This is a genomic window from Saccharopolyspora sp. NPDC049357 (assembly GCF_040677225.1).
Lineage (GTDB): Bacteria > Actinomycetota > Actinomycetes > Mycobacteriales > Pseudonocardiaceae > Saccharopolyspora.
On the sequence record NZ_JBFAQJ010000006.1, the window covers coordinates 146,970 to 172,998 of the forward strand.

At 70.8% G+C, this 26,029-nt stretch carries 27 protein-coding genes; 12 read left to right on the forward strand and 15 right to left on the reverse strand.

Annotated features, from left to right (window positions below; all coding sequences use genetic code 11):
* From AB0J91_RS07570 to AB0J91_RS07605, 8 genes are all read left to right on the forward strand, one after another.
* The gene (locus tag AB0J91_RS07570) at positions 1-981 is read left to right on the forward strand and encodes an MCE family protein (protein WP_363865152.1); all 981 of its coding nucleotides are present in this window, start codon (positions 1-3) and stop codon (positions 979-981) included.
* Complete coding sequence (locus tag AB0J91_RS07575; RefSeq protein ID WP_363865154.1) at positions 978-2,093, forward strand: MCE family protein; 1,116 nt, start codon at positions 978-980, stop codon at positions 2,091-2,093. The genes AB0J91_RS07570 and AB0J91_RS07575 overlap by 4 nt, the downstream gene beginning before the upstream one ends.
* Complete coding sequence (locus tag AB0J91_RS07580) at positions 2,093-3,250, forward strand: MCE family protein (protein WP_363865156.1); 1,158 nt, start codon at positions 2,093-2,095, stop codon at positions 3,248-3,250. Before AB0J91_RS07575 ends, AB0J91_RS07580 begins: the two co-directional genes overlap by 1 nt.
* A complete protein-coding gene (locus AB0J91_RS07585) occupies positions 3,250-4,545 on the forward strand; it encodes an MlaD family protein (protein WP_363865158.1) in 1,296 nt (431 codons plus the stop codon). The genes AB0J91_RS07580 and AB0J91_RS07585 overlap by 1 nt, the downstream gene beginning before the upstream one ends.
* Positions 4,521-5,021 carry a hypothetical protein gene (locus AB0J91_RS07590; protein ID WP_363865160.1) on the forward strand — a complete coding sequence of 167 codons (501 nt, stop codon included), beginning with the start codon at positions 4,521-4,523 and terminating at the stop codon, positions 5,019-5,021. Before AB0J91_RS07585 ends, AB0J91_RS07590 begins: the two co-directional genes overlap by 25 nt.
* A complete protein-coding gene (locus AB0J91_RS07595; protein ID WP_363865162.1) occupies positions 5,018-5,548 on the forward strand; it encodes a hypothetical protein in 531 nt (176 codons plus the stop codon). The genes AB0J91_RS07590 and AB0J91_RS07595 overlap by 4 nt, the downstream gene beginning before the upstream one ends.
* Positions 5,549-5,845: 297 nt before the next feature.
* Positions 5,846-7,297 (forward strand): cytochrome P450, encoded by a 1,452-nt coding sequence (locus tag AB0J91_RS07600; protein ID WP_363865163.1) that lies wholly within the window; start codon positions 5,846-5,848, stop codon positions 7,295-7,297.
* 113 nt (positions 7,298-7,410) lie between these two features.
* Positions 7,411-7,611, forward strand: coding sequence for a hypothetical protein (locus AB0J91_RS07605; protein WP_363865164.1), 201 nt, complete (start codon positions 7,411-7,413; stop codon positions 7,609-7,611).
* A gap of 144 nt (positions 7,612-7,755) precedes the next feature.
* Here the strand turns inward: AB0J91_RS07605 and AB0J91_RS07610 are convergent, their stop codons facing one another.
* Positions 7,756-8,397 (reverse strand): DUF6461 domain-containing protein, encoded by a 642-nt coding sequence (locus AB0J91_RS07610; RefSeq protein ID WP_363865165.1) that lies wholly within the window; start codon positions 8,395-8,397, stop codon positions 7,756-7,758.
* 145 nt (positions 8,398-8,542) lie between these two features.
* On the opposite strand from AB0J91_RS07610, the gene AB0J91_RS07615 reads away from it, so the two are divergent.
* Positions 8,543-8,983 (forward strand): Fur family transcriptional regulator, encoded by a 441-nt coding sequence (locus AB0J91_RS07615; RefSeq protein WP_363786954.1) that lies wholly within the window; start codon positions 8,543-8,545, stop codon positions 8,981-8,983.
* Positions 8,984-9,000: 17 nt separating this feature from the next.
* On the forward strand, positions 9,001-11,211 hold the full coding sequence (gene katG, locus AB0J91_RS07620; protein ID WP_363865166.1) for a catalase/peroxidase HPI: 2,211 nt from the start codon (positions 9,001-9,003) through the stop codon (positions 11,209-11,211).
* Positions 11,212-11,245: 34 nt separating this feature from the next.
* On the opposite strand, the gene AB0J91_RS07625 is transcribed toward katG, so the two are convergent.
* The 5 genes from AB0J91_RS07625 to AB0J91_RS07645 all read right to left on the reverse strand — a co-directional run bounded on the left by AB0J91_RS07625 (position 11,246) and on the right by AB0J91_RS07645 (position 17,034).
* Positions 11,246-14,005 (reverse strand): hypothetical protein, encoded by a 2,760-nt coding sequence (locus AB0J91_RS07625; RefSeq protein WP_363865167.1) that lies wholly within the window; start codon positions 14,003-14,005, stop codon positions 11,246-11,248.
* The gene (locus AB0J91_RS07630) at positions 14,002-14,361 is read right to left on the reverse strand and encodes a hypothetical protein (protein ID WP_363865168.1); all 360 of its coding nucleotides are present in this window, start codon (positions 14,359-14,361) and stop codon (positions 14,002-14,004) included. Before AB0J91_RS07630 ends, AB0J91_RS07625 begins: the two co-directional genes overlap by 4 nt.
* A gap of 106 nt (positions 14,362-14,467) precedes the next feature.
* Positions 14,468-14,944, reverse strand: coding sequence for a hotdog fold domain-containing protein (locus AB0J91_RS07635; protein WP_363865169.1), 477 nt, complete (start codon positions 14,942-14,944; stop codon positions 14,468-14,470).
* A gap of 58 nt (positions 14,945-15,002) precedes the next feature.
* Complete coding sequence (locus AB0J91_RS07640) at positions 15,003-16,079, reverse strand: DUF4185 domain-containing protein (RefSeq protein WP_363865170.1); 1,077 nt, start codon at positions 16,077-16,079, stop codon at positions 15,003-15,005.
* 28 nt (positions 16,080-16,107) lie between these two features.
* Positions 16,108-17,034 carry a LysR family transcriptional regulator gene (locus AB0J91_RS07645; RefSeq protein ID WP_363865171.1) on the reverse strand — a complete coding sequence of 309 codons (927 nt, stop codon included), beginning with the start codon at positions 17,032-17,034 and terminating at the stop codon, positions 16,108-16,110.
* 73 nt (positions 17,035-17,107) lie between these two features.
* Between AB0J91_RS07645 and AB0J91_RS07650 the strand changes: the two genes are divergently transcribed.
* On the forward strand, positions 17,108-17,461 hold the full coding sequence (locus AB0J91_RS07650; RefSeq protein ID WP_363865172.1) for a hypothetical protein: 354 nt from the start codon (positions 17,108-17,110) through the stop codon (positions 17,459-17,461).
* Between the two features lie 37 nt (positions 17,462-17,498).
* Here the strand turns inward: AB0J91_RS07650 and AB0J91_RS07655 are convergent, their stop codons facing one another.
* The 3 genes from AB0J91_RS07655 to AB0J91_RS07665 form a co-directional block, all read right to left on the reverse strand.
* Positions 17,499-17,828 carry a hypothetical protein gene (locus AB0J91_RS07655; protein WP_363786971.1) on the reverse strand — a complete coding sequence of 110 codons (330 nt, stop codon included), beginning with the start codon at positions 17,826-17,828 and terminating at the stop codon, positions 17,499-17,501.
* Positions 17,829-17,950: 122 nt separating this feature from the next.
* Positions 17,951-18,751, reverse strand: coding sequence for a carbon-nitrogen hydrolase family protein (locus tag AB0J91_RS07660; RefSeq protein ID WP_363865173.1), 801 nt, complete (start codon positions 18,749-18,751; stop codon positions 17,951-17,953).
* Complete coding sequence (locus tag AB0J91_RS07665) at positions 18,751-20,121, reverse strand: amino acid permease (RefSeq protein ID WP_363865274.1); 1,371 nt, start codon at positions 20,119-20,121, stop codon at positions 18,751-18,753. Before AB0J91_RS07665 ends, AB0J91_RS07660 begins: the two co-directional genes overlap by 1 nt.
* 302 nt (positions 20,122-20,423) lie before the next feature.
* Here AB0J91_RS07665 and AB0J91_RS07670 point away from each other — a divergent pair, with 302 nt between their 5' ends.
* Positions 20,424-21,128 (forward strand): spermidine synthase, encoded by a 705-nt coding sequence (locus AB0J91_RS07670; RefSeq protein ID WP_363865174.1) that lies wholly within the window; start codon positions 20,424-20,426, stop codon positions 21,126-21,128.
* Positions 21,129-21,326: 198 nt separating this feature from the next.
* Here the strand turns inward: AB0J91_RS07670 and AB0J91_RS07675 are convergent, their stop codons facing one another.
* The 6 genes from AB0J91_RS07675 to AB0J91_RS07700 all read right to left on the reverse strand — a co-directional run bounded on the left by AB0J91_RS07675 (position 21,327) and on the right by AB0J91_RS07700 (position 25,952).
* Positions 21,327-21,791: an SRPBCC family protein gene (locus AB0J91_RS07675; RefSeq protein WP_363865175.1), complete on the reverse strand. Its 465-nt coding sequence runs from the start codon at positions 21,789-21,791 to the stop codon at positions 21,327-21,329.
* Positions 21,792-21,887: 96 nt separating this feature from the next.
* Positions 21,888-22,622 (reverse strand): SDR family oxidoreductase, encoded by a 735-nt coding sequence (locus AB0J91_RS07680; RefSeq protein ID WP_363865176.1) that lies wholly within the window; start codon positions 22,620-22,622, stop codon positions 21,888-21,890.
* Entirely contained in the window at positions 22,619-23,128 is a 510-nt protein-coding gene (locus AB0J91_RS07685; RefSeq protein WP_363865177.1) for an aromatic-ring-hydroxylating dioxygenase subunit beta, read from the reverse strand. The genes AB0J91_RS07680 and AB0J91_RS07685 overlap by 4 nt, the downstream gene beginning before the upstream one ends.
* Positions 23,121-24,419 (reverse strand): aromatic ring-hydroxylating dioxygenase subunit alpha, encoded by a 1,299-nt coding sequence (locus AB0J91_RS07690; RefSeq protein ID WP_363865178.1) that lies wholly within the window; start codon positions 24,417-24,419, stop codon positions 23,121-23,123. The genes AB0J91_RS07685 and AB0J91_RS07690 overlap by 8 nt, the downstream gene beginning before the upstream one ends.
* A gap of 9 nt (positions 24,420-24,428) precedes the next feature.
* Complete coding sequence (locus tag AB0J91_RS07695) at positions 24,429-24,794, reverse strand: hypothetical protein (RefSeq protein WP_363865179.1); 366 nt, start codon at positions 24,792-24,794, stop codon at positions 24,429-24,431.
* Positions 24,795-24,818: 24 nt separating this feature from the next.
* Positions 24,819-25,952, reverse strand: a complete 1,134-nt coding sequence (locus AB0J91_RS07700; protein WP_363865180.1) for an acyl-CoA dehydrogenase family protein — start codon at positions 25,950-25,952, stop codon at positions 24,819-24,821.
* Positions 25,953-26,029: the final 77 nt, after the last annotated feature.

Genomic DNA, 26,029 nt, shown 5'->3' on the forward strand with positions numbered 1-26,029 from the left:
ATGACCGATTCGCGGCTCGGCGTGATCGGCTCGGTGCTGATCGCGATCGCCGTGCTGTTCTCCCTCAGCGGTGACGCGATCTCGCCGCTGCTGGCCGGACGTGGCCTGCACGCGGTGTTCGCCGAGGCCGGGGGACTGGTCGAAGGCGACCCCGTCGTCGTGTCGGGCATGACCGTCGGCCGCGTCGAGGGCGTCGAACTGCGCGACACCGACGTGCTCATCTCCTTCACCGTCGACGAGCCCGACCTGCGGGTGGGCGAGGCCAGCACCGCCGCGATCAAGGCCCAGAGCGCGCTCGGCGAGAAGGCCCTGAGCCTCGCCCCGGCCGGGCCCGGCGAGCTCCCCGACGACGCGCAGATCCCGCTGTCGCGCACCATCGCGCCGTTCGACGTCACCCAAGCGCTGCAGGGCCTGACCGATCAGACCTCGCGGCTGGACACCGAGCGGCTCACCGCGGCCATCGACACCGTCGCCGGAACGCTCGAAGGAACCGCGCGCAGCGTCCCCGGAGCGCTGACCGGGCTCCGGCGGCTGGCCGAGAGCGTCAACGCCCGCGACACCGAGCTGCGGTCCCTGCTCCAGCACTCGCGGGCCACGACGCAGGTTCTGGCGCAACACGATTCGGACCTGCGCGCGATCTTCGAGGAGGGAACGGTGCTGCTGGCGGCGCTCAACGAGCGCCAGGCCGCCATCGAACGGCTGCTCGCCGACCTGACCACCACCGCCGACCAGCTCGACGCGCTCGCGCGGGAGAACGACGCGCAGCTGGGGCCTGCGCTGACCGAGCTGCACTCGGTGCTGGCGATCCTGCGGGAGAACCGCGACAACATCACCGCCGCGGTCCACGAGGCCGTCCCGATGCTGCGCACGCTCGGCGAGGTGGTCTCCACGATGCCCGCGCTGGACGCCTACTTCGCCAACATCCCGCCGACCAACGCCGTGCCCGGTCTGCAACAACTGCTCGGGAGGGGGATCCGATGAACCGCCGAGCGCTGGCGATCCTGTGCGCGGTGCTGTTCGCGGCCGCCGCGGCCCACCTGCTGTTCACCGATCGGCAGAAGCACGCCACCGCCCACTTCGCGAGCGCGAGCGGCATCCACGTCGACGACGAGGTGCGGGTGCTGGGCGTGCGGGTCGGGGAGGTCGAGGAGATCGTGCCCGAGGGCACGGGCGTGCGGGTCCGCTTCGGCTACGACGCCGATCGCGCGGTCCCCGCCGACACCTCCGTCGCCCTGGTCGCGCCGAGCCTGGTCAGCGGCCGGTACCTGCAACTCGCGCCGGTGCACCGGGGCGGGCCGGTGCTCGCCGACGACGCCGAGATCCCGCGATCCCGCACGCTGGTGCCCGCCGAGTGGGACCAGACCAACGCCGAACTCACCGAACTGGCCGAGGCGCTCGGCCCCAGCGGCGCGAACCGCGACGGCGCCGTGTCCCGCGCGATCGAGGCCGCAGCCGCCAACCTCGGCGGCAACGGGGCCGAGTTCCGCCGCACGCTCGATGCGCTCGCCGGAACCTCCACCACGGTCGCAGCGGGCAGCGAGGACCTGTTCGGCAGCCTGCGCGATCTCGACGAGTTCACCTCGAACCTCAACGCGAGCCAGGAGCGGCTGCGGGCCTTCTCCACCCAGCTCGCCTCGATCAGCGCCCTCGCCGAGAACAACCGCGCGAGCCTGGGCCGGGCGCTGGCCTCGTCCGACCGGGCGCTGGGCACGATCACCGACTTCACCCGCACTCACCAGCAGCAGCTCGGCGACACCGTGGGCGAGCTGCGCGACGTCACCGCCACGCTGGCCGCGAGCCGCTCCGACCTCGCCGAGGTCCTGCACATCGCGCCGCAGTCGCTGGCCAACCTCTACAACGTCTACGAACCCGTCACCGGATCCGCCAGCACGCGGGTGCAGATCCCCTACACCGCAAGCCTTTCCAGCTTCAGCTGCCAGATGGTGTTCTCCGTCGGCGGCACCATCGAGGACTGCCGCGCCGCGCTGGACCCGCTGCTGCGGCCCCTGGACGTGCCGCACCTGCCGCTCGGCCTGGACCCGCTGCACCGCCCCGGCAACCCGCACCAGCAACCGCCGCCAGGAGGGCCGTGATGCGCCTGCTCGCCCTCCTGCTGATCACCGGCCTGCTGGCGGGGTGCGCGGTGGACAGCGCCCAGATGGTGCCGCTGCCGGGCGGACCGGGCAGCGGCACCGACGCGCGACGCGTGGTGGTGCGCTTCACCGACGTCGCCAACCTGGTGCCGCGCTCGGAGGTCAAGGTCGACGACGTCACCGTCGGCACGGTCCGCAGCATCGGTCTGCACGGCTGGCAGGCGCAGGTGGAGCTCGGTCTGGACGCGGGCGTGGTGCTGCCCGCCAACGCCGTGGCCAACATCGGGCAGAAGAGCCTGCTCGGCGCCCAGTACGTCGAGCTGGCCGCCCCGCCCGACCCGGTGGGACGCCTCCGCGACGGCGACCTCATCTCCGCCGAGCGCACCAACCGCTACCCGGGCACGGAGGAACTGCTGGCCGCCCTGTCGTTGTGGCTCAACGGCGGGGGACTGCGCCAGGTCCGGGTGATCACCGACGAGCTCAACCGGGCGCTGAACGGGAACGAGCAGCAGGCCGCGGACCTCATCCACCAGCTCGACGTCCTCGCCCGCTCCGCCGACGAGCAGAAGGCGCAGATCATCCGCTCCATCGAAGCGGTCGACGGGCTCGCCGCCCGGCTGCGCGCGAACTCCGAACGGCTCGGCCGGGCCTTCGACGAGCTGGGACCGGGAATCCGGGTCCTCAACGAGCAGCGGGACGCCTTGCGCTCGGCCCTGGACGCCTCCAGCAGGCTCGGCGCGGTGGGAACCGACGTGCTCGACCGCTCCCGCGACGACCTGCTGGCGACCGTGCACGACCTGCGGCCGACGCTGCACCAGCTCGTCGCCGCGGGCGACAGCGTCCCGAAATCCCTCGACACGCTGGGAACCCTGCTGTTCCCGCTGAGCACCTACGAGAAGATCGTGCGCGGTGACTTCCTGAACCTGGCGGTGACCCTGGACCTCTCGGTCCCGAGCCTGGAATCCGGGCTGCTGGCCGGAACTCCCGTCGAGACCGTCTTCGACGCCGCCCGCACCGCCCTGCAAGCCACCGATCCGATCCGCGGCCCGCTGGGCATCGGATCGCCCGTCGAGGAACCACCTCCGTCGCCGCCACCCGCGAACCCGCCGCCGGACCCGGCCCTGCCGCTGCTCGGCGACCTGCTGGGAGGCGGCTGATGCTGACCAGGCGAGTCCGGCTCCAGCTCGCGGCCTTCGCCGTGCTCACCGTGTTCGGCGTGAGCACGGTGCTGGTCAACTACCTCGACCTGCGCCAGCTCCTCGGGTTCGGGCAGTACGAGGTCACCGCCGTGTTCACCGACGCCACCGGTCTGCACCCGGGCGCGATGGTCGGCTACCGGGACGTCGAGATCGGCAAGGTGCGTTCGATCGACCTCGGCGACGGCACCGCGGTGGCCACGCTCGGCATCGACGACGACGTCCGCGTCCCCGCGCGGGTGAGCGCCGCGATCCGCAGCAAGTCCGCGATCGGGGAGCAGTCGGTGAACCTCACCCCGGCCGGCGACGGACCGCCCTGGCTGGAACCGGGCGACCGCATCACCGACACGACGACGCTGCCGCGCACCGACGAGCTCATCACCAGCCTCGACGACCTCGCCGCCTCGATCCCGCAGGACCAGCTCAACGTCGTCCTCGACGAGCTCACCACCGGACTGCGAGGCCAGGAACCCCAGGTCACGACCCTCCTGGAGAACACGCGGACGGTGCTGCACCAAGCCGGGCTCGACCTGGAACCCACCGTCGGGCTGATCACCGAGCTCGGGCCGTTCCTGCGCACCCAGCGCGACATCGCACCCGAAACCCGCTCCACGCTGCGGGATCTCGCCTCGTTCACCGAGCAGCTGCGGCGCAGCGACGGCGACCTGCGCGGGGTCCTGGCCCGCACCCCGCCCGCAGCCGAGGAGCTGATCGGCCTGCAGGACCGGTTGATCCCGGCGCTGCCGCACCTGCTCGCCGACCTGGACGCCACCGGGCAGGTGATCCGGACCCAGCTGCCCGGGGTCTCCCAGACCCTGGTGCTCTACCCGGCGATGACCGCGGCGCTGCAACGCGTCGTCCAGCAGCCCGGAGCCGCGCCGGGCAGCGCCCACCTCGGCATCCGGTTCTCGGTCAACAGCACACCGCCCTGCTACGCGGGCTACACGCCGATGTCGCAGCAGCGCTCCTTCGACGACGAGTCGCCCGCGCGGACACCACCGGACCAGTACTGCAAGGTCGCGCCCGACGACCCCCGGTCGATCCGCGGAACGCGGAACTACCCCTGCGCCAACGATCCCGGCCGTCGCGGACCGACCGCGGCCGCGTGCGGGGCGCGGCCGGAGGAGGTCGTGGCCGAGTACGACCCGAGCACCGGCAACGCGATGCTGCCCGACGGTCATCTGCTGGTGCTCGGTGACGTGGGCGAACAACGGGGAGGAGAGCCGGCGACATGGCACGATCTGCTGCTGAAGTGAGGCGCACCGGAGGCCTGGTGGCGGCGGCGCTGCTGCTGATCGGGCTCGCCGCGCTGGGCACCCACTTCCACAACGCGGCCGAAGCCGCCGCGGAGCGGGACGAATCCGACCGGCAGGCGGTCACCGTCGCGCGGCAGGCCGCGCTCGGGCTGACCAACATCAGCGCGCAGACCGTCGAGCAGGACTCCCAACGCTTGACCGCGCTGGCGACCGGCGCCTTCAGGGAGCAGTTCGCCCAGCAGAGCACGGCGTTCCGCGACATCGTCACCGGCTCGAAGGTGACCTCCCGGGGCGAGGTGGTCGAGGCGGCGCTGTCGAATTCCGACGGCACGACGGCGGTCGCGCTGGCCGCGGTGCGGGCCACGGTCGGCAACGCGGCGTCACCGGAGGGCCAGCAGCGCCAGTACCGGCTGCGGATCACCTTGGAGAAGACCGGCGAGACCTGGCTCGTCGCCAACCTGGAGTTCGTGCCATGACCACCACCGCAGACGCCGTCGAAGAGCAGGAAGTCGCCGAGAACCCGGGACGTCGCCGGATCGCCACCGCGCTCGTGGTGGCGGTGCTGCTGGCGGCCACCGCCGCCGTCGTGGTCCTTCACCAGCGGAAGGACGCCGCCGCGCGGGTCGCAGCGGCCCGCACGGCGGCCACCGAGGTGGCGGCCCGGCGCATCCCCGAAGTGCTCAGCTACAGCCACGAAACGCTCGACCGCGACCTGGCCGCCGCCGAGGGCGCGGTCACCGGCGGTTTCGCCCGCGACTACCTCGAACTCCAGCGCAGCATGATCCGTCCCGCCGCCGTCCGGGACCGGATCAGCACGCGCACCACGCTGTCGGCGCTGGGGGTCGTCACCGCCACCGACCGGCAGGTGGTGCTGCTGGCGTTCATCAACCAGCTCACCACAAGCAGCCGCCGACCGGCTCCGCTGATCGAGGGAGCCCGGGTCCGGGTGACCCTGGAGAAGGTGGGTGACGACTGGCTGGTGTCCACTCTGGACACCGTGTGAGCTGTGTGTTCACCGATCGAAATCCGCCGACTCCGTGACAGCGGGGATGAGACCCCGATCATGTATCAGTGCTGCTGTGATGTTGACCCCGAGGTTACGCGGTGCGAGTATCGATCGGACGACGTTTCCACCACGAGCCGTGTCAGAGCCCGTTCCGCTGAGTTCACGAGCTGATCCCCCTCTTGTCGTTCACCGAGGTCGTTCCCCGCTCAGACCGTCAGGGCGGAGGTGGTCGCTCGACGGTCGGCCGCAAACTCGGCAGGACCACGCCGTTCTTCCAAAGGGGGAGGAGCAGCAATGGTTTTCCAGCTGGAGAAGGTCAACGAAGCGATACGCCGGCGGGTACCGCCGCTCACCTCGATGCCGCTGCCGCGCTCGGTGGACCAGCGCATCTTCGAAAAGCAGTGGCCCGTCACCGAACTCGCGCCACCACCGCCCGGCAGCGGCCTCAAGCCGGTGCTCGGCGACGCCGGAGCACCGCTGATCGGCCACTCGCTGGACTTCATGCGCTACGGCCCCGCGTTCGCGCTGCGCCGGTTCGAGCTCTACGGTCCGGTCTCCTGGGCCTACTCGCTCGGCCAGAACATGGTCACCCTCGGCGGTCCGGAAGCCACCTCCGCCGCCTTGGTCAACAAGGACAAGGCGTTCTCCCAAGGCGGTTGGCGCAAGCTCATCGACAGGTTCTTCCACCGCGGCCTGATGCTGCTGGACTTCGAGGAGCACCTCGGGCACCGGCGCATCATGCAGCAGGCGTTCACCCGTCAGCGCCTCACCGGCTACGTCGACCAGATGGGCCCGACGCTGCGCGAAGGTGTATCCGCCTGGGGCGGGCAGGACAAGACCCGGCTGTACTGGCTGCTCAAGCAGCTGACGCTCGACGTGGCGACCCGGGTGTTCATGGACCGGCGCAGCGGTCAGGAAGCCGACCGCGTCAACCGCGCCTTCGTCGACTCGGTGCGCGCGGCCACCGCCGTGGTGCGCTACCCCGTCCCGGGCGGGCGCTGGGCGGCCGGTCTGGCCGGGCGCAAGCTGCTGGAGCGCTACTTCGCCGACAACATCGGGACCGCCCGCGCGGTCGAGGGCGACGACCTGTTCTCCGCGCTGTGCCACGCGCGCAGCGAGGACGGCGAGCGGTTCGGCGACGACGACGTCATCAACCACATGATCTTCCTGATGATGGCCGCCCACGACACCTCCACCATCACCAGCTCCGCCGTGGCCTACTACCTGGCCAAGCACCCCGACTGGCAGGAGCGGGCCCGCGCCGAGTCGCTGGCGATGGGGGAGGAGATCCCCGACATCGAGGCCCTGGAGAAGCTCGAAACGCTGGACCTGGTGATCAAGGAGGCGCTGCGGCTGGTGGCCCCGGTGCCGTCGATGGTGCGCGAGACCGTCCGCGACACCGAGGTGCTGGGCCACCACGTGCCCGCGGGCACGATGGTCGGCGTCTCGCCGCTGGTCAACCACTTCTCGCCGGACCACTGGACGAACCCGTTCGACTTCGACCCGGAGCGCTTCGCCGAGCACCGCCGGGAGGACAAGTCGCACCGCTTCGCCTGGATGCCCTTCGGCGGCGGGGCGCACAAGTGCATCGGCCTGCACTTCGGGACGCTGGAGGTGAAGCTGCTGCTGCACGAGATGCTGCGCGCCTACACCTGGAGCGTCCCGGACGACTACGAGGTCAAGTGGGACTACGTGTCGCTGCCGGTTCCGGTCGACGGGCTGCCGGTGCGGCTGCGGCGGAGGTGACGTTCGCTTCGTCGAGTTCCCGGCCCGATCTCCGCGGGGCTGGCCTCGCTCCTCGTGAGAGATCGGGTTGGGGTGCTCGTCGCGGTGGTGCTGGTCCTGGCGGGCGTGGCGGCGTGCGCGCCGGCCAGCGGGATGCCGCCGGCGCTGAGGAGGCGACGGCCGCTCCGGTCACCGTCGGGCACCGCCCCCACGATCGACCGCGTTCCCCGGCGGCCTACTCGACGATCGCGGGCCTCAACACCCCGTCGCCGCTCTCCCCGTCGTACGCCCTCGACCAGTTCCGCCCGTCCCTGGAAGCCGCCGCAGCGAAGTGACCCCCAGCGAAGTGACCCCCGGTGAGGTGGCTCGGGGCCCGTGGGCCGGCGATCGCGTTCGAGGGCAGTGGGCGGTCGTGGTCCGAACCGTCCATGATCGAGATCCGTCTTGCCCGGCCGGTTCGGACCAGAACCGCCCGGGGGTCACCCGAACGACGCTCCGATGAGGGGGAGGGCGCGGAGTTCCTCGACGGTGAAGGTCAGGCCGGCGAGGGCGCAGGTCGCGCGCATGGTCACCGCGTAGTCGAACTCACCCGCCTTCAGGTCCTCGTCCTCGACGACCCCCGCCGCCTCGAACGCGGCCCGCAGCTCCTCGGGGAACCCCGCCAAGTCCTCCTCGACCAGGTCGTCGACGTTGATCCAGGCGAGCTCCTCCCCGTCGACGAAGTACGTCATGCTCGCGTCGGCGTTGATGGTGAAGACGCTGGTCGCGGCGGTGCGCCCGGACGCCGACAGCGCTGCGGTCGCTTCGTCGAAGGTGTGCCCGGCGTCGTCGTAGACGAACGTCCAGTCACCGACCTGCCCGGCCAGCAGCGCGGAAGCGGTGCCGGGCTCGACGCCCAGGGCCGCGCCCGGCAGCGAGGTCCAGCCGTCGGGCTTGGAGGCGGGCAGCTCGCAGGGCTGGACGAGGTGCGGCTTGGCGCCGACGGCCTCCAGCGCGGCCTCGGGGTCGAGGCCGCGAACGACGTGCAGGACGTGGTTCGGATCCGCGCAGGCCAGTTCCGTGATCCACTTCGGATCGCCGTCGTCGTCCAGTGCGTTCGGTGGAAAACCTGGTACGGGCACGGATGTCTCGCTTCCGGTCGATGGTCGTGCGCGGGGAGTTCCGCACCCATCACACGTGCGGCGAAGCGGATCCGGATCACTCGGGATGGTGACGAAGGGTCGCTTTGACTTGATTAGTTCAAGAAAATGCGGCAGGCTGCGGGGCGTGACGACGACTGCGGACTACGAGCGCATGTTGCGCGAGGCTGCGCTGCGTGTGACGCGACCTCGCCTGGCAGTGCTGTCCGCAGTGCACGAAAACGCGCACGCCGACACCGATTCGATCATCGGTCAGGTTCGCCACGACCTGCCGAAGGTGTCCCACCAGGCCGTCTACGACGTCCTGCGCGCGCTCACCGTCGCGGGCCTGGTGCGCCGGATCCAGCCGATGGGTTCCGTGGCCCGCTACGAGGCGCGGGTTGGCGACAACCACCACCACGTCGTGTGCCGGTCGTGCGGCGAAATACACGACGTCGACTGCTCCGTGGGCGCCGCGCCTTGCTTGGAGGCGTCGGAGTCCCACGGCTTCGTCATAGACGAGGCAGAGGTCATCTACTGGGGGCTCTGCGCAGCCTGCGCCCCCGAATCCGCTGAAGAACTGCACTGAAATTCGGAAGGATTCCCGTGTCTGACAGCCCTGACACCCAAGAGACGAACCAAACCGGTGGTTGCCCGGTCGCGCACGGGGGCCTGACTCACCCCACCCAGGGTGACGCCAACCGCGACTGGTGGCCGAACCGGCTCAACCTGAAGATCCTCGCCAAGCAGCACCCGAACAAGAACCCGCTGGGCGAGGACTTCGACTACGCCGCCGAGTTCAAGACGCTGGACCTGGCCGCGGTCAAGAAGGACATCCAGGACGTCCTGACGGACTCCAAGGACTGGTGGCCGGCGGACTTCGGCAACTACGGCCCGCTGATGATCCGCATGGCCTGGCACTCGGCGGGCACCTACCGCATCAGCGACGGCCGCGGTGGCGCCGGCGGCGGTCAGCAGCGGTTCGCCCCGCTGAACTCCTGGCCGGACAACGTGAGCCTGGACAAGGCTCGCCGCCTGCTGTGGCCCGTCAAGCAGAAGTACGGCCGCAAGCTGTCCTGGGCGGACCTGATGGTCCTCACCGGCAACGTCGCGCTGGAGTCGATGGGCTTCAAGACCTTCGGGTTCGGCGGCGGCCGCGTCGACGACTGGGAGCCCGAGGACGACGTCTACTGGGGTGCCGAGACCACTTGGCTGGGCAGCGACAAGCGCATCTCGACCGAGACGGGCGAGCGCGAGCTGGAGCGTCCGCTGGGCGCCACCCACATGGGTCTGATCTACGTCAACCCGGAGGGCCCGGAGGGTCAACCCGACCCGGTGGCCGCCGCGCGCGACATCCGCGAGACCTTCGGCCGGATGGCGATGAACGACGAGGAGACCGTCGCGCTCATCGCCGGTGGTCACACCTTCGGCAAGACCCACGGTGCCGCCCCCGACTCCAACCTGGAGGTCGAGCCGGAGGGCGCCGACCTGGAGCTGCAGGGCCTGGGCTGGAAGAACAACTACGGCACCGGCAAGGGCGCCGACACCATCACCAGCGGTCTGGAGGTCACCTGGACCTCCACGCCCACCCAGTGGAGCACCAACTTCCTGTGGAACCTCTTCAGCTTCGAGTGGGAGGTCTTCCAGGGTCCGGGCGGTGCCTGGCAGTGGCGTCCGAAGGGCGGCGCGGGTGAGGGCACGGTGCCCGACGCCCACGACTCGTCCAAGCGGATCGCTCCGAACATGCTGACCACGGACCTGTCGCTGCGCTACGACCCGGTCTACGAGCCCATCGCTCGTCGCTTCATGGAGAACCCGGACCAGTTCGCGGACGCCTTCGCCCGCGCCTGGTTCAAGCTGACCCACCGCGACATGGGCCCGAAGTCGCTGTACCTCGGCCCGGAGGTCCCGGACGAGGACCTGATCTGGCAGGACCCGTTGCCGGCCAACGACAACGACACCCTGTCCGATGAGGACGTCAAGTCGCTCAAGGCCAAGATCCTGGAGACCGGCCTGTCCGTGTCGCAGCTGGTGTCCACCGCGTGGGCCTCGGCTTCGACCTTCCGCGGCAGCGACAAGCGGGGCGGCGCCAACGGTGCTCGCATCCGCCTGGAGCCGCAGCGGAACTGGGAGGTCAACAACCCGGACCAGCTTGCCACCGTGCTCTCGGCCCTGGAAGGCGTGCAGCAGTCCTTCGGCAAGAAGGTCTCGCTGGCCGACCTGATCGTGCTCGGCGGTTCCGCCGCCATCGAGAAGGCCGCCGCCGACGCCGGTTCCAGCATCGAGGTGCCCTTCACCCAGGGCCGTGTCGACGCCGGTGAGCAGCACACCGACGCGGACTCCTTCGACGCGCTGGAGCCCATCGCCGACGGTTTCCGCAACTACTCCAGCAAGGCCGCGGAGCTTCCCGCCGAGTACAGCCTCATCGACCGGGCCAACCTGCTCACCCTGAGCGCCCCGGAGCTGACGGTTCTCATCGGTGGTCTGCGCGTGCTGGGTGCGAACTACGACGGTTCGAACCACGGCGTGTTCACCGACAAGCCGGGCGTGCTGAGCAACGACTTCTTCGTGAACCTGCTCGACATGGCCTACACGTGGCGGTCCACCTCGGACGACAAGTCCACCTACGAGGCCGTCGACGCCTCCGGTGCGGTCGTCTGGACCGGTACTCGCGCCGACCTGGTCTTCGGTTCGAACTCCGAGCTGCGCGTGCTGGCCGAGGTCTACGCCTCGGCCGACGGCAAGGAGAAGTTCGTCGAGGACTTCGTCAAGGCCTGGGTCAAGGTCATGAACCTCGACCGCTACGACCTGGTCTGAGTCCGACCCGGTAGCACCGACGAGACCCCGTCCCTCAAGGGCGGGGTCTCGTCGTGTCTGAAAGGCCCGGCAGAACTGCGATCTTCGCGCGGACTTCGGACGCTTCCGATCCCCGGCCTCGCCGGTCGAGGTGTTCGGCGACGGTGCGCGAGGCCTCCCGGAACATGCCGTGGAAGAGGACCGGCACCTCGGCCGGTCTGCGCCGGTAGAGCTCGATCGCCTCCTCGACGGCCTCCAGCGCCCGGTCGGTTCCACCGGGAAGTTCGGCGCTCTGCGTCGCGAAGCTCAGCAGCAGCACCATGAACTTGTGCTCGTGCACGTCGGGATCACCCCGCACGAGCCGCCGGTAGGCCGACAGCTGCTCGTGCTGCATGGCCAGCGCCCGCTCGTGCTGACCGTCGAAGTGCAGGAAACCGGCCAGCACGAGCGAGGATTCGATCAGTCGCGGCTCGTAGGAGGCGGGCGCGGTGCGCGCGAGCCGCATCAGCACCGCGACCGACTCCTCCAGCGCGGCGAGCGCTTCGGGCGAGCGGCCCGCCTTGGCCAGGCAGGGGCCCTGCGATTGCAGCGCCCTGGCGAGCAGCGGTTCGTAGGCCGCGGGGTTCAGCCGCGCCAGCCTGCGGTAGATCTCCACCGACTCGCCCGCGACCCCCACCGCTTCATCGCCGCGTCCCGCTTGGCTCAGCCGGTTCCCGCAGTGCAGGAGGAGTTCCGCGAAGTCGATCTCGTGCGCGGCGGGGTCCTCGCCGACCAGGCGCCGCATGATGTCGACCGCCTCCACGCTGACCTCGACGGCTTCCGGAAGCCGCGCGGCATCGGTCAGGCTCGCCCCGAGCGCGGTCAGGTGGACCGCGAAGTCCTTCTCGTAGCGGCGATCCCGCCGCGCCAGCCGCCGGAAGATCTCCACGGCCTCCCGCAGCGCGTCCAGCGCTTCGCGGCGCCGTCCCAGGTTCGACAGCGCCTTGGCGTGGACGTAGACGGAGTGGCCCAGCTCGGCGTCGTACGAGCCGGGCGCCACAGCGGCGACCCGGCGGGCGGCGGCGACGGCTTCCGCACCCGCGTCGAGCGCTTCGCCGTCGCGCTGCAGGGGGTGCAGGCAGCGGCTCAGCTCCCGCAGCGACTTCGCCAGCGCCCGATCGGCGACGAGACGCTGTCGCGGACCTGCGGCGCCGTCGGCCACGCGCCGCGCCGCCGCGACCGCCTGCTCCCGAGCTCCGAGTTCCTGCTGGTGGCGACCGGCGTTGGCGAGCTGCCTACCGACCTCGGTGTGCACGTCGAACTCCTCGACCGGCCCGCTGGCGCGCAGCAGCCGGTGCGGCGCGAGCCGAACGGTGATCGCCGCCGTGCCCACGTCGAGATCGGCCCGCCTCCCGTCCGGGAAGTGCGCCGCGATCGCTTCGAGCAGTTCCGGCGCGATGTCGTCGAGGTCCGCCAGCGCGCTCAGCACCGCGCCACCGGCCTCGACCGCCGAGCGGGGCGCCTTCCGCAGCAGCGGGTACAGGTGGTCCGGGCCGACGTGCGGCCAGCGCTGCGCGGCGGCGGCGAGGAAGGTCATGCCGCGCGCGAGCCGTTCGGCCTCGGTGTCGGCGAGCAGGGTGGCGGTGGTGGGCCCCGCCCAGTGCTGCGACGGGTAGTCCGCGGCGTGACCGGGCAAGGTCAGGGCCAGGAAGTCCTCGGCGAGCCGGTCGGGGTAGAGCGGTTCCAGCACCGAGGCCGCGGGCCCGGCAGGTGGATAGCACAGCGAGTGGTCGTCGAGGACCTGCTCGGCGGGCAGCCCGACGTCCAGCGACTCCAGCACCGCTCTCGCCGGTGATCGCGGGCTCGGACCGGTGAGCGCGGCGGTGAACACGGTCCGGTTCATCACCGCCGGTGGAGTGCGAGAACCCCGTCCTTCGAAGAGGTTCGCCCAGTGCAGGTGCTCGCGGTCCAGCAGGTAGGTGGTCAGGCTCGCCATGTCGGCGGGTGGCCTGCGGCCCGCCACGTGCGCGTCGACCGCGACCAGCGCCGCCACGTGCACGGCCAGCGTCAGCCCGAAGTCGGGATCGTCCAGCGGTCCTGGTGGCTGGATGCCCACCGCGTCGTCGATGCCGTAGCGCCGGGCGAAACCGTCGCGCGCCGCGTGGAACATGTCCGCTCGCTGACCGGTGTCATCGGGCAGTTCCGGCAGGCGCTGCGCGGACGTACCGGCTTGGTGGTTGGCCAGCGCGGCCCGCACCGCCGGCCAGCCGTCCCCGCTGCGGGCCAGCAGCAGAACCCTCGCGGGAACGGCGCTCTGGTGCAGGACGGCGTTGCTGAGCAACCAGGTCAGGTGGGTCAGCGGCCAGCGGTCGGCGTAGTCGACGATGAGCAGCAGCCCGGCACGCCCGTCGGTTCGCAGGTCTTGGCTGCCGGGTGGTGGCAGCACGGTGCCCGGCCCGTGCGTGGCGGTGACGACCTTCCAGCCGGCGGCGATCGAGTCGGCCGCGAAGCGGGCGGCCAGCCTGGTCTTGCCCTGCCCGCCCGGTGCGTGCAGCCAGCGAGCGGCCAGCCGGGGTCCCGCGTCGCGCCACTGGCGCAACCGGTCCAGCTCGTCCTGGCGACCGGTGAACTCGACGACCTCGTGACGTGCGTTGAGCATCCGGCTGGGCATCTCCACCAGCCACGCGGCGTCGGCTTCGGCCGGTGGCCGGAACTCCTCCAGCACGTAGACCGGCCCGCGGTCGGCGAACACGTGCAGGTCCGCACCGATCACGCCGTAACCGAACCCGCCCTCGACGCGGACTTCCTGGTGCACAGCCGGTTTCTCGCCGGTCACGCCGGATCCTGCCGGTGCTCGTCGGCTTCGTGGACGTGCACGTCGCCGTCGGCGACCATGAACAGCCGCCCGCCGTCCTTCGCCGTCCCGATCTGGAGCGACCCGCCGGACTCCGCCGACTGCCGGTCCCGCCGCAGCTGCAGCACCGCCACGACCAGCGATGCCAACGCCACCAGCAGCGCCGCCGCACCGATGACCATGCTCGTCACGCTGGCGAGACTGTCCTGATCGGACAGCGGCCTGCGGCTGAAGGCGCTCACCTGGCCGGTCAGCCACCACCCGCCGAAGACCAGGACCAGCACCGACACCGCGGCGGCCGCTGCCCACGGCCACCGCCTCCTACCGCGATCTGCCAAGGCCGCCTCCCCGCCGAAACATCTCGACGAACGGTACTCCGAGGCGGACCGGCGCCGGGCCGAAAGCGGGACATCGCCTGCGAGATGCCCCGATCACGGCCACGTCTCACTTCTTCTTGCGGGTGACCCAGATGGTGATGGTGGCGCGGACGACGACCTGGTCCTTCTTGTCGTAGACGTTGACCGGGACGTCGATCTCCTGGCCCTCGTCGCCGAACTCCGGGATGCCGTCGAGCTCCGCGACCGCGCGCAGGCTCGTCTCGGCCTTGGCGAGGTACTCGACGTTCATCTTCTTCGGCAGCCAGCGGTGCGAGGTGGGCACGGTGGCTTCGGCGACCATGCCCATCGCGACCTCGGCGAGGTTGCAGGCGGCGATGGCGTGGTAGGTGCCGATGTGGTTGTGCACGCCCCACCACTTCGGCGAGGTGACCACGCAGCGACCGGGCTTCATCTCCTGGATCATCGGCAGGATCGTCCGGAAGTAGGGCGCCTTGAGGGCCACGCTCAGCGAGAACAGTCCGCGGCCGCCGAAGACCCGGGAGGCCTTGTTCCAGAGCGCGTAGGTCGGAGTCTGGGAGCTCATGACCCGAGAGCGTATATTACCCGCCAGTAACCTCTGCGGGTCCGGTGTGCCAACTCACTCAGCTCAGGAACCTCCGCGCCAGCTTCGCCGCACCGCGCAGCACGCCCCCGGACTCGCCCGGCGGCGGGGGAGGCGGCAGCGGCCGGTCGCCGGGACGCGGTGCGGTCCCGGCGAACTGCATCGCCCGGTACGGCCAGTTGCGCTCGGTGTTCCACTGGCTGACGACCAGGTGCAGGTCGTCGAGGGTGGATCCGGGGACGATGTAGCCGCCGTAGAGCTGGGCGACGTGACCGGCGCCGTGGTCCTCGCAGCCCCACGCGCAGCCGTGCAGGACCGTGCCGCGGATCGCCTCGTAGAGGTTCGCCGTCGGCTCGTCGATGTTGAGGACGTCCACCCGGTAGTCGCCCGCGTTGAAAAGCGCCAGGAGCCAGCGGTTCTCGACCTTCCGCAGGCACAGCTCGCCGTAGGAACCGGTGAGCGCCACCGTCGGCGGGTTGTGCCACGCCCACTGGCCGTCCCGGAAGCCCCAGCCCTGCCACGCACCGGGATCGGTGATCCTCCCGGCGGGCACGCGCTGCAGGATCAGGCCCTTGTCGCGCTGGAAACCGGTGGAGAAGGCGTAGACGAACCCGTCGTCGCCGAGCTCCCAGGTCAGCATCTGGAACAGGCCGCCGTGCGCGTCGCCGGGCCAGGTGGCCCCGGTGTGCTCCCAGGTCTCGCCGTTGTCGGTCGAGCGGTGGATCTCCGTCCAGTGCACGTTGCCGAGCCCCTGGCACACCATCACGTGCAGGAACATCTCGCCGCCGATGGTGATGAGGTCGGTGGGCAGCACGGTGCTGACCTGGCGCCCGTGGATGACCGAGTCGTGGTCGTAGGGCAGGGCCTGGTCGGCGTAGTCGCTGCGCGGTCCGTACGAGCCCGTCCACCGGATGCCGGACAGCGCGCTGGCGGCGTCGCCGAAGACCACGACCGGCGAGCGCCAGCCCGGTCCGCCGACCCCGGCGCGGTCGAAGGTGTCGCCGAAGACCGCCACCAGCCGGCCGTCGGGTGCGACCGCGGTGACCCCCAGATCGGTGCCGCCGATGCCCAGGTGGTCGGTGATTCCCGGTCCGGTGAGGTCCTTGACCTTGCGCAAGCCGTTGCCCTTCGTCCGCTTTCGTCCTTCACCCCGACGGTACGTGCTGCAACTCGGTGGCCGCGTAGCGGCGGAGCTCGTTGATCACGTGGTGCACGATCGCCGGTGCGTTCTCCCGGTGCAGGCAGGTGAGCACGCGGGACCCGGGATCGGCGATGGCGTTGCTGAGCCGCACCTTCGGCGAGGGGTTCTGGCGCAGCGTCAGCGACGGGATGATCGTCGCGCCCAGCCCGTGCGCCACCAGCCCGAGCAGCGTCGGCGCCGTGCCGGTGCCGATGTCGTAGGAGTCCAGTTCGAGCCCGTGCTCGCGGCACATCCGTTCCAGGTGGCGGCGGGTCGCGGGGCCGAAGGACGTGGTGATCCACCGCCGCGCGAGCAGCGTCGCCGGCTCGGCGTCCGACGGCCACGTGGCGGGCACGACGACGCGGAACGGATCCCGCATCAGGTCCACCTCGACGACGCCGGGAGGCCGCTCCGGTCCGTCGGCGCCGGGGCGTTCGCTGAGGATCAGGTCCAGTTCACCGGTGGCGAGCGCGTGCAGCCGCTCGGACTCGGAGATCTCGTAGACGTGCGGGTCCAGCGCGGGGTTCGCCGCCGCCATCCGCATGGCCACCGGCGCTCCCAGTTCGCTGATCGCCACCGAGAAACCCCCGATCCGCAGCGGGCCCGCAGGCCCCTCGCGGAACTGCTCCATGTCCCGCTCCGCCTCGGACAGCGCCTCGGCGACCCGGCCGGCGTGATCGGCGAGCGCGTTGCCCGCCGGGGTGAACCGGATGGTCCTGCCACCGCCGCGCTGCTCGCGGTCCACCAGGTCGATGCCCAGCTCGGTCTCCAGCTTGGTGAGGTGCTGCGACACCCCGGAGGGGGTCAGGTGCAGCAGCCGGGCGGCGGCCAGCACGCTCCCGGTCCGGCGAACGGTGCGCAGGAGCAGGAGGCGGCGCGGGTCCAAGGGCATTCAGCCAGGCTAACGCAGTGCTCCAGAACAAGTAACTTTCGCTGATGTCGAATCCGGTGAACACTGGGTCCTCGTGAAGCCACAACAGCCCGACCAGGCGTACCGCGCGGCTCGGGACACCCTGCTCATCGCGGCGCGGCAGACGGGCGCGAACGCCCTGGGCGAGGACGTCTACTGGACGCTCGGCGCCCTGCGCCAGCTCCTGACCTCGCTCGACGCCGCGCTCGGCAGCTTCGGTGACGGGCTCGTGGATCGCGCGTGCGCGGGTGAGCTCACCAACGTCGAAGGCCCCTTCACCGGTGACCCCGTCGAATCCGCCCTCACCGCGAACCAGTGGCTGGACCGCGCCCGAGCCCACCTCGCCGAGGCTCGCGACGCCGCGGACAACGCCCACATCGCGATCGCGGGCATGGCCCGGTCGCGATGAGGCGGAGGGGGTGGGGCCGGTCGGCCCCACCCGTCGGTCAGCCGTCGCGCTTGACCCGGGTGACGAGGATGGTGCTTCCGAGCTCGCCACCGCAGTCGACCACGACCGGGCCGGCGCCGTGGCCGATCCCGTCGCGCAACCGGGCTTTCGCCTCGAAGCGGTCGGGTCCGGCGTCGACGATCGTGACGTCCACGAGCACCGGGTTCTCGGTGAGACCCGCGTGAACGTTCCGCAGTCCGGTTCCGCCGCCGCAGTCGCCGGTGATGGTCACCTCCTGGTTCGGCTCGGTCACGGGATTCGGCGTCACCTGGACGACGGCACGCGCTCCGCGCGGCGGAGCGACGTTGCTCTCCGGTGTTTCGGTCAAGGATTCTCCTCCGGTGCCAACTGGTTCCGCGGACCGCGACGCGGTCCACGCGATCAACACTGGACCGCGCGCCAGCGGCGAACATCGGGCATCTCCCTGACGATCACCCCGAGCCGAACCCGTCAGGGCGCTTCGGTCAGACTCGCGTAGAGGTCGGGACGGCGTTCGGCGAGCTGGGTGTTGACCCGCCTGGCGGCGGTGGTGGCCGCCGGGTCGACGCGGGCGAAGAGCAGTTCCTCGCCGCTGCCCGCGCGGGCGAGTTCGGTGCCGTCCGGGGCGATCAGGCACGTCTTGCCGAGGTAGCTGAGCTCGTCCTCGCTCCCGCAGCGGTCGACGTAGGCGACGTGCATCTGGTTCTCGTAAGCCCGTGCCGGGACCAGGGTTTCGGCCACGACGTCCTCCGGCGGCAGCAGCGCCGTCGGCACCACCAGGAACTCCGTGCCCGCCAGCGCGTGGGCGCGCGCGGGTTCGGGGAACTCGATGTCGTAGCAGATCAGCAGGCCGATGCGGATGCCGTCGAAGTCGGCCTGCACGACCGGTGCGTCACCGGGCCGGAAGTGCTCCTGCTCCATCGGACCCCAGAGGTGGGTCTTGCGGTAGGCGGCGAGCAGCTCGCCGGTCGCCGAGACGAGGAACGACGTGTTGTGAACGGCGTCGCCGTCGCGTTCGGGGTTGCCGTAGACGATCCCGATCCCGTGCTCGGCGGCGATGCGGCGGACGCGCAGGCCGACCGGTCCGTCGGCGGGCTCGGCGAGCCGCTCGATGTCGGCGCCGATGTTGTAGCCGGTCACCGACATCTCCGGGCACACCAGCAGCCGGGCGCCTCCGGCTGCGGCGCGGCGCGCGACCTCGTCGAGGCGCGACAGCGCCGCCTGCGGAGCGTGGCGTTCGATCGGACCCTGGTCCAGTGCGACGGTGAGCATCAATCCGACAGACTAGAGCGCCGCCGCCCGTAAGCGAAGTAGACCGCCAGTCCGGCCAGCATCCAGATGCCGAAGGCCACCCAGGTCGCCGCGCCCAGGCTCAGCATCAGGTAGCAGCAGGACAGCACGCCCAGCAGCGGGACCAGCGGGACGAGCGGCGCCCGGAACGAGCGCGGCAGCTCCGGGTTGCGCCGTCGCAGGACCACGACCGCCAGGTTGACCAGCGCGAACGCGAACAGGGTCCCGATGCTGGTGGCGTCGGCGAGCTCACCCAGCGGAACCACCGCGGAGAGCACCGCGATGAAGCACGACACCAGCACGGTGTTCGCCCGCGGGACGCCGGTCCGCTCGTCGACCCGGGAGAACAGGGGAGGGACCAGCCCGTCCCGCGACATCGAGAACAGGATCCGGGTCTGCCCGTACAGGACCGTGAGGACCACGCTGGCCACCGCCACGATCGCACCCGCCGACAGCAGGATCGACCCCGTCGTGCCGCCGAGCACCTTGCTCAGCGCCGCCTCGGTCCCCTCGAACAGCGTCCAGTGCATCGCGCCGACAGCGGCCAGCGCGACCAGGCAGTACAGCACCGTGACCAGCACCAGCGACAGCATGATCGCGCGCGGCAGGTCGCGCTGCGGGTCGCGGGCCTCCGAACCGGCGGTGGAGGCGGCGTCGAAGCCGATGTAGGAGAAGAACAGCTTCCCGGCCGCCGCGCTCACCCCACCCATGCCCAGCGGCAGCAGCGGCGAGAAGTTGCCGTCCTGCACGGCGGTGAACGCCAGCGCGCAGAACAGCACCAGCGTCGCCGTCTTGATCAGCACCATCGCGGTGTTGATCCGCGCGCTCTCCCGCGCGCCGCCCAGCAGCGCCACCATCGCCAGGACCACCACGACCGCGGCGGGCACGTTGAGGATTCCGCCGTCGCCCGGTGGTGAGCTCAGCGATTCGGGCAGCGACACGCCCGCCACCAGTTGCAGGAGCTCGTTGACGTACTGCCCCCAGCCGACGGCGACAGCCGCCACCGAGACTCCGTACTCCAGCATCAGGCACCAGCCGCACACCCAGGCGGCCAGCTCGCCCATCGTCGCGTAGGCGTAGGAGTAGGACGATCCGGCGACCGGGATCATGCCCGCGAGCTCGGCGTAGGACAGCGCCGAGAGCAGCGCGGTGGCACCGGCGATGGCGAACGCCAGCGCCACGCCCGGTCCGGCCAGCGGCACGGCCTCGCCCAGCACCACGAAGATCCCGGTGCCCAGCGTGGCACCGACGCTGAGCATGGTCAGCTGCCACAGCCCCAGCGAACGCCGCAACGACCCGCCCTGACCCTGCCCGCTGTCGGCGACGAGGTCCTCGATGGGTTTGCGCCGCATGAGCTGCGCCCCCACGCCGTTCCTCGGTCCGCGCGACCGCGCGAGAGCGTCCTCCACCACGAATTCCTCCACTGTGGACGCCACGATGCGCCCGGTTCGACGTGAGCTGTCACACCGCGCTCGGCGGGCAACGTTAGCGAGGCAACCGTGTACAGAGAAGCCGCATTCGTTGCGGAGGAAGCCGCCCGACGTTCGAACGTTGCGGCATCCGTTGAAAACGCCATCCCGGTCCCGATGGGACCGGTTGTGGGGTGTCGAGCCAGGTGGCGGGTAGGGTCGACGTTTTCGGGAGAGGTGGCGCTGTGGGTGTGCGGTTCGAGGAGCTCGATTGGCAGGAGACGCCGATCGGTGCGATCAGCCTGCGGAGACGCCGGGACCCGGTGCTCGACGTGGACGTCTTCGAGGTCAAGCTCGACGACGAGTACCTCATGTCGAGCCTGTTCACCGTCGCCGAAGTCGAACTCGCGCGGCTGGGCCTGGCGAAGTCGTCCGGGTCGGACCTCGACGTCGTGGTCGGCGGCCTCGGACTGGGCTACACCGCGCGGGCCGCGCTGGAGGACCGGCGCGTGCGGTCGCTGCTGGTCGTGGAAGGGCTCGGCGAGGTCATCGAGTGGCACCAGCGCGGACTGCTCCCGCTCGCGCCCGAGCTGACCGGAGATCCGCGAAACCGGTTCGTGCACGGGGACTTCTTCGCGCTCGCCGCATCACCCGAGGGCTTCGACGACGGTCGGCGGTTCGACGCGATCCTGCTCGACATCGACCACTCCCCGCAGAACGTGCTCGACAGCGGGCACGCCGGTTTCTACGCCCCCGACGGTCTGCGGAAGATGGCCGCGCACCTGCGTCCGGGCGGCGTCTTCGCGCTGTGGTCCGACGATCCGCCCGAGGACGGCTTCACCCGCGACCTCGCCGAGGTCTTCGACGACGTCACCGCCCACGTCGTCCGCTTCGACAACCACTACACCGGCGGCACATCAGCCAACACCGTCTACGTCGGGACCTGTTGAGAGATCGCTTTGCTTGGCGGTGCGGGTGGCAGAACCTGAGCGGTTCCGTGGACTCCGTGCGCCACTCCTGATGCATTCCCGCTTGCCCAGGGGGTGGACATCGGCGTCCCGGCGTACTCGCCACGAAGCCGCTCAGAACCCGCGGCGGTGCGGGCTGAGTCCCACACTTGAAACATCGCCGCACTCATGAGCAGCCCTTTATGACTCGGCCGCTGCCTTGATGTGGTGCAGTGTTTCCAGCATTCCGGCTTCGAGCTCGTCGGCCTGCTCGGATTCGCCGCCGAGCGCGATGGTGGCGAACGCGGTGCTGATCTTCGGCAGTGCTCGGGTGAGGACCCGGTGCTGGACCAGCCGGGTTCCGGAGTCGGTGGGTTCCAGCTTGAAGATCCAGCGGGCACCGCTGGTCGTGGTGTCCCACGCCAGCCGCCGCTGCGGCTCGAAGACCGTCACGACGTTGCGGGTCGGCCACACCGCCGCCTTGCGCCGGTTCACGCCGAGGAACCACTGCCCGCGGCGGAATCCACCGGGCTTGAGCGGCAGCATCGCCACGAGCTCCGGACTGGCGTCCGCGTGGGTCCTGGTCCGCGTCAGCAGCTGCCAGACGTGCTCCGGGCGGGCGTCGATGAGCACTTCCGCCCGCATGTCCCGATCCGCTGCACCCACGTCGCTCCTCTCTCGCGCCCGGTTCGGCCGGTGGAACGCTAAGCGACGCCGGGCGCGGGGACAAGGGGCCACCGATCACGCGGAAGTCCGTCCGGTTCACCGCATGAACAGGCCTCCGTTGACGTCCCAGCACGCGCCGGTGACCGAGTGCGCACCCGGTGAGGCGAGCAGGGCCACCACGTCGGCGACGAACGCCGGGTCGCCGAGCCGGCCCACCGGGATGTTGCGCTGGAACGCCTCCAGGTTCTGCTCGCCGACGATGTCGCGGACCATCGGGGAGTCCTGGGGGCCGGGGGAGACGGCGTTGACCGTCACGCCCCGGGCGGCGAGCTCGCGGGCGAAGACCTTCGTGGCCGACATGACCGCGCCCTTCGACGAGGCGTAGTGGCCGCCCGTGGCGGTGCCGCCGTTCTGCCCGGCCAGCGAGGCCATGTTCACGATCCGGCCGTAGCCCTGCTCGGCCATGTGCGCGCCGAAGATCTGGCAGGCGTTGAAGGTTCCGGTGAAGTTGACGGCCATCACCGCCTCCAGCTCCTCCGGGGTGATCTCGAACAGCGGCGTGGCCCGGGTGCGGGCCGCGTTGTTCACCAGCACCCGCACCGGCCCGAAGTCCGCGAGCACCGAGTCCAGGAGGCCGGTGAGCGCGGCCCGGTCGGCCACGTCGGCGGAGTACCCGCGCGCGGTCTCACCGCTGGGATCCAGCGCGGTGGCCAGCTCCACCGCCCCGGTGCCGTCGACGTCGGCGACCGCCACCGGCTGACCCTCCGCGTGCAGGCGTCGGGCGATGGCCTGGCCCAGCCCGTTGGCGCCTCCGGTGACCACGGCGGTCACAGCAGGAACCCCGCCGCCGGCACCGCGTCCTCGCTGTTGACCAGCCGGACCACCTTGCGCACGAGGGCGTCCCCGGCGGGCGCGGTGCCCAGCCGGACGGTGTAGTCGACGTCGGCGGCCCACAGGTCGTGGGTGCCCCGCTTGTAGGCCACCAGCACCTGCGCGGCGCGCAACGACACCTCCGAGTCGGACACCTCGGTGGTCACGAAGCGGGAGACCGTGCGCACCGTGATCGCCGAGTCGACGGCGGCGATCGCGTACCCCTCGGTCATCCGGTTCACCCGCAGCCGCCGCATCCGCTGGTCGTCGTAGACCATGTTGAGGACGTCGTCGAACTCCTCGGCGTCGCGGTCGATCGGGATGACGTAGACGCCGTCGTCGGCGTAGAGCCCCTGCCAGGTGACGTAGTCCTTGCGGTCGAGCAGGTCGGCCTCCCGCCACACCAGCTCGATCGCGCGCGACACGCGCACGTCGCCGAGCGTCGTCGAGGTCGGCAGATCAGTCATCGCCCATCACCTGCTTCCACTTCTCGTAGGCGGCGCGCATGCCGGTCTCGTCGGTGACGTGCGAGGTCGGCCAGCCCTCCGGCGAGGGCTTCTCGCGCCCCAGCCCGCGGTTGACCATGATCGGCATCTCCGGCGCGCCCGCGGTGCCGCGCTGCACGCGGTCCCAGCCCTCGGCGTCGTCCGGCGTGCCGAACCCGAACGGGCCCTGGAAGTGCTCGTGGGCGCGCAGCCGCTCGCGGTTGACCGGGCCGGTGATCTCCGCCGGACCGTCCGGGCCGATCGCGATGTGCTCGATCTCGGTCTCGCCGACGCTGATCGGGCGCAGCACTCGGAAGAACGAGATCGACATCGACACGTTCGGGAACAGGTTGAGGTTGAACCCGGTCCCGTGCATCGCCCGCACGAGCCGCCGGATCTCGGCCTGGTCGACGCCCGCCGACTCCAGCTGGGAGATGAGGCAGCCGAAGCGGTCCTGGAGCTTCTCGGTGCCGTCGTCGGCGTCGAGATCGGAGTGCTCGGGCACCATCTGCATGACCGAGTGCCCGTTGCCGAGGTCGTGCGTGATGGCCGCGGGATCGGTCATGAAGCTCATCATGTTCGCGGTCTCGGCGTCCACCGAGGCCATCCAGGACCGGTGCACGATCGGGAAGTGGTAGCCGTCGGTGGTGTTCTCCAGCTGGATCTTCCAGTTCCCCCTGAACCGGAACCGGTGCGTTCCGAGCACTTTCACCGGGTACCCTCCGCCCTGCTTCATGAACCGGTCGATCCACGTCCGCGCATCGCCGAGGAACTCGGCGAGCGGTTCGGCGTCGTCGGCGAACGTCGCGAAGATCATCCCGCCGCAGGACTCGGTGCGCAGCCGCTTGAGCCCCATCCCGCTGCGGTCCATCACCCCGTTGTAGCCGTCGGGGTAGGGGAGGCCGCGCAGCGAGCCGTCCAGGCCGTAGGACCAGGCGTGGTAGGGGCAGGTGAAACCGTTGGCGCGTCCGGTCTTCCGCTCGCACAGGCTCGCGCCCCGGTGGCGGCATCGGTTGAGCATCGTTCGGACCTCGCCGTGCCGGTCCCGGGTGACGATGACCGGCTGCCTGCCGACGTGGGTCGACTTGAAGGTGCCCGGCTCGGGCAGTTCGCTGTCGTGGGCGACCCACACCCAGGTCCGCTCGAAGATCCGGGTCATCTCCAGTTCGAAGATCTCCGGGTCGGTGTAGATCCGGCCCGCGACCCGGTCGGGTGCGACGAGGTCGGCGGGTGCGAGGTCGTGGACGTTGCTCGCGGTGATCTCGGAGTGCATCGTCTCACCTCAGTACTCGCGCGGCGTGAGAGCCCGGCCGATCCGGGCCTCGATCTTGGCGTACTTCCACAGCTTCCAGTCCGACCGTCCTACCTGGACGGTCCGGAAGAGGTCGCAGGCGGCCTTGACGGTCTCCTGGGTGTCGACGTCGGCCAGCAGGTAGCAGGTCCACGGCCACGAATCGGACGGCCCGACCAGGTGGCTGTCGTCGTCGATGTCGCCGATGAAGTCGACCCCGGGCAGCGCCTTGATGCCGTCCATCATCTCGACGAACGCCGTCCACACGTCGCCGGCGGTGACCCCGTCGCGCGGGAGGTCGAAGAAGTTCTGGTTGATGCCGATGCAGAACAGCACGCGCAGTGGCGGATTGGCCATGGGAACTCCTGTGTCGTGGCGGGATCAGCGGAAACCGGGGACGGTCGGCGGCCTGCCCAGCAGCACGGCGCCCGCGGCGTCGTACATCGAGGGCATCAGGAACGCGTGCAGCGCGGGCACCTGCGAGTCCTGGCGCATGCGTTGCAGCGGGTGGGAGTTGTCGATGGTGGAGGTCCCGGAGAAACCGCACACCTCGTGCACGACCTGCGCCGCCGTCGCGGCCAGGTGGGTGGCCGAGAGCCTGACCAGCGCGTTGTGCTCGTCGCTGACCTCGCCGCCTGCGGCCACCGCGTCCCAGACCTCCTCGGCGACCTCGTAGTAGAACGCCCTCGCCGAGCGCATCGCGGCCACGGCCTGGGCGTACCCGGTGCGGTAGTAGGCGCGGTCGGCCAGCGGTGGAGCCCCGGTGACACCGGTGCGGGAACCCGCCCGGGAGGCGAAGTCCAGGGCGGCCCGCGCCACCCCGAGACCCACGGCGGCGTGCACCTGCGCCTGGTAGCCGATGGTGGGGTAGCGGTAGAGCGGTTCGTCCACGCACGCCCCGCCACCGCGGATGAACGTCCACTCGTGCGGCACCTCGACGTCGTCGACGACCACGTCGAACGAGCCCGACGCCCGCATCCCCGAGACGTCCCAGTCCTGCACGATCTCGACCTGCTCGGGCCGCAGCATCGCCGCGCGCGGCCGGTTGTCGCCATCGGCGTCACCGGGGATGCCGACGCTGAGGACGTCGGCGGCCATGCAGCCGCTGGCGAACCGCCACCGCCCCTTGACCAGGTATCCGCGCTCGGTCGGGGTGACCGGGTTGACCGGGAACATCGCGCCCCCGTACACCACGTCGGGCCCGTCGGCGTAGAGCTCGGCCTGGGTGTCGAGCGGCAGGCACGCCAGGTACGTCCCGGCCGAGCCGAAACCGGCCACCCACCCGGTCGACCCGTCCACCGACGCGATGCGCTCGACGCCGCGCAGGAACTCCGGCGGCGGCATCGGCTCACCGCCGAACCTCGCCGGGGTGGAGGCGCGGAACAGGCCGAGCTCCTTGAGCCGGGCGACGAAGTCGGGAGGTACGTAGGACTGCGCGTGGAACTCCTCGCGGCGCTCGGTGAGCTCGGCCAGCACGGCCTCCCACGCCGCGTCGCCGGCGAATCCCTGGGACATGGCACGCTCCTGTCGTCACGTTGCGATCCGACGCTAAGCAGCGGCCACGCAGCGCGACATCGGGATTGCCCAGGTAA